Origin of the sequence: uncultured Cyclobacterium sp., from assembly GCF_963976465.1 — a bacterium.
Taxonomy (GTDB): Bacteria; Bacteroidota; Bacteroidia; order Cytophagales; family Cyclobacteriaceae; genus Cyclobacterium.
Genome location: NZ_CAXBOC010000308.1, coordinates 1 through 6,974 on the forward strand (window position 1 = coordinate 1; position 6,974 = coordinate 6,974).

Consider the following 6,974-nt stretch of genomic DNA (forward strand, 5'->3'; position numbering starts at 1 on the left):
AAGTGCATCAGGGGGCAACGAAAGTAGACCCGGTGTATCTTTAGGCACAGATGTTGGTCTTTACCACACCTCAGAAATTCTAATCTCAGATAAGGAAGGGGAATTGTCTTGGGGAATTAACCTTTCCAATATTGGACCTAAGATCACCTACAACAGCGCTGATGACCTTGATTACCTGCCTACTAATTTCAGGATAGGTTCTGCCCTTACCATCCCTATGGATGAGTTGAATAAAATTACTTTTGCCCTAGACTTAAATAAACTTATGGTGCCTAGTCCTCCTATCTATAGGGAAGATGAAAATGGGCAGTTGGTTATTGACCCTAACACCGGTAATCCACAAATTGAGGCAGGAAAAGACCCTTCGAGACCTTTGATAAGCGGTATGTTCGGATCATTTGTAGATGCTCCGGATGGATTCAGAGAAGAATTGCAAGAACTGATGATATCCTTCGGAACTGAGTATTCCTATGATGATAAATTTGCGCTTAGATTGGGGTATTTTTATGAAAATGCAAGCAAAGGAGGAAGAAGATACTTCACCATGGGTGTCGGCTTCAAATACAACCGTTTAGGCTTTGACTTTTCTTATTTAGTACCACAAGTTCAAAACCACCCATTGGCAGAAACCCTTAGATTTAGCTTGCAATACAACGTTCAAAAATGAGTATAGACCGAAGTCTAGCACCTCCTTATAGCATTCCGGAAAAAATCCATTTGAATCCACCCGAGAAAAGGGTATTGCCAAATGGTACCCCAATATATTACATTCCATTCCCCAATATAGAAGCAATAAAGATTGAGGTAGTCTTTCCAATAAATAACAGCAAAGATCAGCACAGCAATCCTTTGCAGCCCTTTTTTATGCTGTACATGTTGTTGGAAGGTACCAAAACCATGAACTCGGAAAAATTGGATGATTTTTTTGATTTCCATGCCTCCGAGGTGGATATAATATCAGGATATGAAAGGCAAGGCTTGAGTTTATTGACAACAAAAAAGCATCTATTAGAGGTTTTGCCTGTATTCAGGTCCTTATTTACAGAGGCAGTCTTTCCGGAAAAAGAACTAAAAAAGAGGAAATCTCAGAAAAAGCTAAGCATCAGTATTAAAAATGAGCAAACCTCGGCACGTGCCAACCAGTTGATCCGGAAAAGTCTTTTTGAAAAAGACCACCCCTTCGGTTATCAGGTCAATGAAGACGATGTTGATGCGGTTCAACAAAATGACCTGATAGCATATTACGAAAAAGATTTTTTGCTATCTCCACAAATATTCCTTACAGGACAGCTATCTGAAAAAGACCTGAAACAAATAGAATTACTGTTTAGTGATTTGCCTCTTTCTCCTAAAACACCTCATTTACTACCAACAGGCCTCGTTCAGCCATCAAAGTTGCTTGAAAAAAAACCTGAAGCCGTACAGTCCAGTATAAGGATTGCCAAGTGGATGATTCCTAAATCTCATCCCGACTATCCTGCCTTGTCTGTTCTTAATACGCTCTTGGGTGGGTATTTTGGCAGCAGGCTGATCAAAAATATTCGGGAAGAGAAAGGTTACACTTATGGCATCAATAGCTTCCTGGGTGAATTAAATGGAAATGAATACTGGATGACAGTGGCCGATGTAAAGGGAGGCTATGGTGAAGCGGTTATTCAAGAGGTTTACAAGGAAATTGAACGGCTTAAAACAGAACCTGTTCCGGCCGGTGAACTAGAAATCATAAAAAATTATCTAGCAGGAAGCATCTTGGCTAATTTCAGCAGTCCTTTAATTTTGATTATTACACCCGCCATCTTGATTATATCAAAAACTTTGATGGCAGGGACATTATGACAATGGCCAATAAGTACTTCAATGAAAAAGAAATGCTTGAGGTAATCGTAGGCGCAGGATAAGCTGACCAATTATTTGAAAGGTTTTTGCCTCCACTTTTCATACAAAGAAGAAAAATCTACCTTGGCTATTGTCCAAAGAGAAAAAAACACATAGCTTACCCCCAAAGGATAAAGCTCATTGTATAAGTCCAACATCTTTTGGGCCACCTCAAAATTAGCTGACACGGTCGCATGTTTAATTTCATGAATTAATCTTTGCTGAAGGGCCTTTTTTTCTGCTTTGGTAGTCACCATAGTGGCTATTTTTTTACATACCTGATAGGTAGAAGGCAATAAATGGGACTTCCTGGACCTATACTGCTGCTGAGAAAGCGACTCCTTTAGCATTCGTTTATTTACTGTGATATGGTCTCCATAAACAAAAGAATACCTTGAGGACATCCTTACCAAAATATCAAAATCTTCATAATTTAGGCTTTCATCATAGCAACCAATCTCTTCAAATGCCCTGGCATCCATAACCAAGGTGGGTGAGCTAATGGCATACCTACGAATCAACTCAGCGAAAACATTCCCGGAAGCAACCTTTCCGCTTGCCTTTCCCAAGGCATCTGTAGGGTAAAAGGTTTGGCTTTTTCCACTTGGGAAATGCTCAAAGGAATTGCAGAAATAAACCTTGGCATCACTTTGACTCAAGTGGGTCATGGCAAATTCCAAATGCTTAGGTTCAAAAAAATCATCCGCTGCCAAGTCCACCATATAATCTCCATTGGAACTCTCAAAAGCTTGATTAAAAGCCTTACAATAATTCAATTTTTGATCGTAAAAGAATGTCTTCACCGGAATTTTATTGTTGTTTTCTTTCAGCCATGATTTTATTTTCGCTTTGGAATGATCTGTACTGCCATTGTCAATAATCTTGAGTTCAATAGGCCTGTAAGTCTGACATACAATGCTTTCCAATGCTTGCACAACATATTCCGCCTGATTATAACAAGTGCAAATCACCGTTACTAGAGACTTTTCTTTTGTTTGCCTTTCGACACTAGGGCTTGATCTCTTCATCCAATTCATTCAAATCCCTAAATTAGCAAATGAAAACGGAGAAAATTAATCTAAACAAATAATAATGGAGGACACTTATCGCAGTATTGAAAAGCCTTCACAGGGTATTTATAAGGAAAAAGGTAGCAAATTTCTATCATTTGCCTACCCTGTAACAAACGAAGAAGAAATACAAGATTTGATCCACCAATTAAAGAAGCAATACCATGATGCGCGGCACCATTGCTATGCCTATATCCTGGGGAAAGACATGAAAAATTTCCGATCCAATGACGACGGCGAACCCAATCATAGTGCCGGAGATCCCATCTTGGGACAAATCAAATCAAATGAATTAACCCAAATTTTGATTGTAGTAGTCAGGTATTTTGGTGGCACCAAATTAGGAGTTGGAGGGCTAATCCGGGCTTATAAAACAGCTGCTGCTGAAGCAATCGCTTCCTCAGAAATTGTCGAGAAAACCGTTATGGTACCCATTGAGTTTTCTTTTGGCTACTTATCTATGGATGAGATTATGAGAACTGTTAAAAAATACGACCTGAAGATTATTTCTCAAGAATTTGACAACAGTTGCAGAATAAAGGTGGCATGTCGGGAAAGCCTTGCGGAAGAGGTAATAGGCGTTTTATCTGAAGTCCCTACCTCCAGCCAAATCAAGTAGTGAATAGCTCATCCAAATACCCTTCTTTGTATAATTTACGGAAAATTTCAAGGCAAGCCCAAGCATCAGTAGCAGCATAAAGCATTTGTTTGGCAGTCAAAACCGGAGCTTCCCAGTTGGACACCTGCTCTGATTTAGAAATTCTAATGCCCAATACCATTGCGCTAAGGTTGCGAACGCCAACATTCAAGAATCCAACTCGCTTTAACTCCTCATTTAAATCGAAGAAGGCATCAGGCTTGAAATTGGGAGAGATCTTTTTTAATGCTTTTAAGTCATCCCTTACTGCAGCCCCTACTTTCACAATATTGGGATCTTCCAAAATGGCTTTGGCACTCGAGGGGAAACCAAAATGATTGATCCTTATTAAATAGGCATTCTCAGTAGTTGAAAGTTGAAGTAAGGCCACATCGTAGCTCACCCCTTTTTTAAATGCAGGTCTGGTTTCAGTATCAAAACCAATTATTTTGCTTGACAATAAATCTTTTTCCATTTCTTGAAGACTTTTTTCGTCTTCAACAAGGATAATATTACCCGTAAAAGCACCTAGGTCCAATGCATTGACTTCTTCTTTGCTTATCTTCAATGGTATCATGCCAAGCTTTCTTCTTTATTAATTGATTTCATTTCTTTTTCAGAATAGTAGTTGATTCCCCAATTTAAATAGCCAAATAGTAGGGTCATAAAAGGGCTAATTATATTGAAAAAACAATAGGGTGCGTAGGTTAAAGTGGCCACACCCAAAACAGATGCCTGCGTTGCTCCACAAGTATTCCAAGGGATCAAGACAGAAGTCACCGTAGCACTATCTTCCAATGTTCTACTTAAGTTTTCCCCTTTCAACCCCCGTTTTCTATAGATGTCTGCATACATCCTTCCCGGTACTAAAATTGCCAGGTATTGATCAGAAGTAGTAATATTAAAAAACAATCCGGTGCCCGCTGTAGATGCGATCAAGGATCCCACCGAGTTGACCTTGCTTATGACTGCTTCAGCAATAACACTTAGCATTCCGGAAACCTCCAGAATACCTCCAAAGGCCATGGCACAAATAATCAACCAGACCGTGTACAACATGCCGGCCATTCCTCCTGTTACCAATAGCTCATTCACTATATTATTAGAGGTGACAATCATTGTTTCACCGTAGAGAGAGCGAAACACTATTACAAATGATTTAAATCCTATCCCTCCTTCTAACTCTGAAATCATGGCCAGCTCATGAATGACCTCCTGCTGAAAGAGAACGGCAAATATGCCTCCTAAAATTGATCCGGCCAATAACACAGGAATAGCAGGCGCTTTTTTAATGATAAGGAAAATTACAATTAACGGGACCAAAAACAACCAAGCATTGATATTGAAGGTATTGGAAATCACAAGAGAAATGTCTTCCACCTGACCTACAATCCCTTCAGGCTTGTTCAATAGCCCTATCACTCCAAATATTATCAAGGTAATAGTGATGGAAGGTATGGTAGTTTTCATCATGTGCTTGATATGGGTGAACAAATCTGTGCCGGCCATGGCGGGTGCCAAGTTGGTGGTATCTGAAAGTGGAGACATTTTGTCTCCAAAATAAGCTCCGGAAATAATGGCTCCACCAATTAGCCCTTCACTGAAACCCAAAGCTTTTCCTATACCCAATAAGGCCACCCCAACCGTTGCTACGGTGGTCCAGCTACTCCCTGTTGCAATGGAAACCACCCCACAAACCACACAAGCTGCGAGTAAAAACACGGTTGGATTCAACACTTTAAGCCCGTAATAGATCATTGCAGGAACAATTCCGCTCAACATCCAGGTACCAGCCAAAGCACCAATCAACAATAGGATTAAAATAGAAGACATGGCAGATGAAATACTATTGATTATACCTTTTTCAACAGCTGCCCATTTCACCTTTAACCTAAAAACCGCAATTAATCCTGCCACTCCACTAGCGAAAATAAGCACCAATTGATTGGATCCTGACAAGCCTTCTGTCCCAAACACTTTGATATTGATTGCCAAAAGCACAATCAAGAAAATTATAGGGAATAATGCCTCCATAATGGTAGGTCTTTTTGAAATATTACCCATGTATGTCCGGTATAATCCTCATAAAAATTAAACGTTTAATTAAATTTTTCGAATTCAAGATTTCGAAACTCTATTTTCATTTCACCTTCTGGTAATCAGCCCATCACTTAAGCCAAAGTAAATTACATTATACATAAACTACGCTATATTCTTAATATTTACATTAAAATTTATCCGCAGTACGCCTTAATCTAATTTAAAGTTAGGAAAAATTATGCGTTTTGCCTGCTGAAAGGCCTACACTTTGAAAAATTCTCGGCGATAGATTATCACAGAAGGAATTTCCACTTCGCCAAAAAGTATGATTGTTAGCATTTTATTTTTAACTTATAGCAGCTTTATCCAACAGACACATTCGTATGAGAAAAATAGATGGTCTTTTAGAAGAATATGGCATAAGTCACCAAAACCCTACCAATAAAACCATTCATTGGTTTTGCGTGCCTGCAATTTTTTTCAGCATTGTGGGTCTGATTTACAGCATCCCTCCCGGTCCATTGGCATCTATGGATTTTCTTCTGAGTAGTTTTACAAATTGGGCCACCATCGTTTTGCTGCTGGTTTTGTATTATTACATCACCTTATCTGTACCACTTGCTTTAGGTATGTTTTTGTTTGCAGCAGTTTGCCTGGCAACGGCCAATTTATTGACACTATTTCTACCTATTCCCTTGTGGCTTTTTTCTTTAATCCTCTTTTTAGTGGCTTGGGTTTTTCAATTTTACGGCCATAAGATTGAAGGTAAAAAACCATCTTTCTTTAAGGATGTTCAATTCCTACTAATTGGGCCGGCATGGTTGATGCATTTCATTTATAAACGTTTAGGAATAGGTTATTAATACCTTAGCGCTACACTATGATGAAGTTTTCAATTGAGAGCTTTTCCATAGCTTAGTATTCTTATTATATTATTACCTTTCAAACCTAATTGCTTTCAATTCGATTATTTATGAACTCATTTATATTAGCTGTTGCTGAATTGCCATTACTATCAGACATTGTAGTCATCTTTGGATTGGCCACCTTGGTGATTTTGGTATTTATGCGGCTCAAGCTTCCCACCATCATTGGTTACTTGCTTACCGGCGCAATTGCCGGCCCCTATGGTTTATCGCTGGTATATGCCTCCACAGCGGTGGAAGTACTATCAGAAATAGGCGTCATATTGCTTCTGTTTGTGATTGGGCTTGAGTTTTCGCTTAAAAGCCTAATGGCCATTAAAAAAGCCGTATTTATTGGCGGTAGTTTACAGGTAAGTATTACCATTGGTGTCACAGCATTGATCAGCTACTTTTTTGGCTTCAGTTGGAATATTTCCGTGTTTTTTG

8 protein-coding genes are annotated in these 6,974 nt (G+C 39.1%); 5 read left to right on the forward strand and 3 right to left on the reverse strand.

Annotated elements, in window-relative coordinates; genetic code table 11:
- Both porV and AAC037_RS16305 read left to right on the forward strand, forming a co-directional pair.
- On the forward strand, positions 1-667 hold a 667-nt coding region (gene porV, locus AAC037_RS16300; protein WP_339904021.1), incomplete at its 5' end, for a type IX secretion system outer membrane channel protein PorV.
- A complete protein-coding gene (locus AAC037_RS16305; protein ID WP_339904023.1) occupies positions 664-1,836 on the forward strand; it encodes an insulinase family protein in 1,173 nt (390 codons plus the stop codon). The genes porV and AAC037_RS16305, both read left to right, overlap by 4 nt.
- Positions 1,837-1,907: 71 nt before the next feature.
- On the opposite strand, the gene AAC037_RS16310 is transcribed toward AAC037_RS16305, so the two are convergent.
- The gene (locus tag AAC037_RS16310; protein WP_339904025.1) at positions 1,908-2,903 is read right to left on the reverse strand and encodes a glycosyltransferase; all 996 of its coding nucleotides are present in this window, start codon (positions 2,901-2,903) and stop codon (positions 1,908-1,910) included.
- A 64-nt stretch (positions 2,904-2,967) separates the two neighbouring features.
- Between AAC037_RS16310 and AAC037_RS16315 the strand changes: the two genes are divergently transcribed.
- The gene (locus tag AAC037_RS16315; protein WP_339904027.1) at positions 2,968-3,564 is read left to right on the forward strand and encodes a YigZ family protein; all 597 of its coding nucleotides are present in this window, start codon (positions 2,968-2,970) and stop codon (positions 3,562-3,564) included.
- Here AAC037_RS16315 and AAC037_RS16320 read toward each other — a convergent pair.
- Both AAC037_RS16320 and nhaC read right to left on the reverse strand, forming a co-directional pair.
- On the reverse strand, positions 3,557-4,159 hold the full coding sequence (locus AAC037_RS16320) for a 3'-5' exonuclease (RefSeq protein ID WP_339904029.1): 603 nt from the start codon (positions 4,157-4,159) through the stop codon (positions 3,557-3,559). The genes AAC037_RS16315 and AAC037_RS16320 overlap by 8 nt on opposite strands.
- Entirely contained in the window at positions 4,156-5,646 is a 1,491-nt protein-coding gene (nhaC, locus tag AAC037_RS16325; protein ID WP_339904031.1) for a Na+/H+ antiporter NhaC, read from the reverse strand. Before nhaC ends, AAC037_RS16320 begins: the two co-directional genes overlap by 4 nt.
- 359 nt (positions 5,647-6,005) lie before the next feature.
- Between nhaC and AAC037_RS16330 the strand changes: the two genes are divergently transcribed.
- Positions 6,006-6,485, forward strand: a complete 480-nt coding sequence (locus AAC037_RS16330) for an Mpo1-like protein (RefSeq protein WP_339904032.1) — start codon at positions 6,006-6,008, stop codon at positions 6,483-6,485.
- Positions 6,486-6,595: 110 nt separating this feature from the next.
- Positions 6,596-6,974, forward strand: a 379-nt coding sequence (locus AAC037_RS16335; protein WP_339904034.1) for a cation:proton antiporter, incomplete at its 3' end; no start/stop codon positions are given.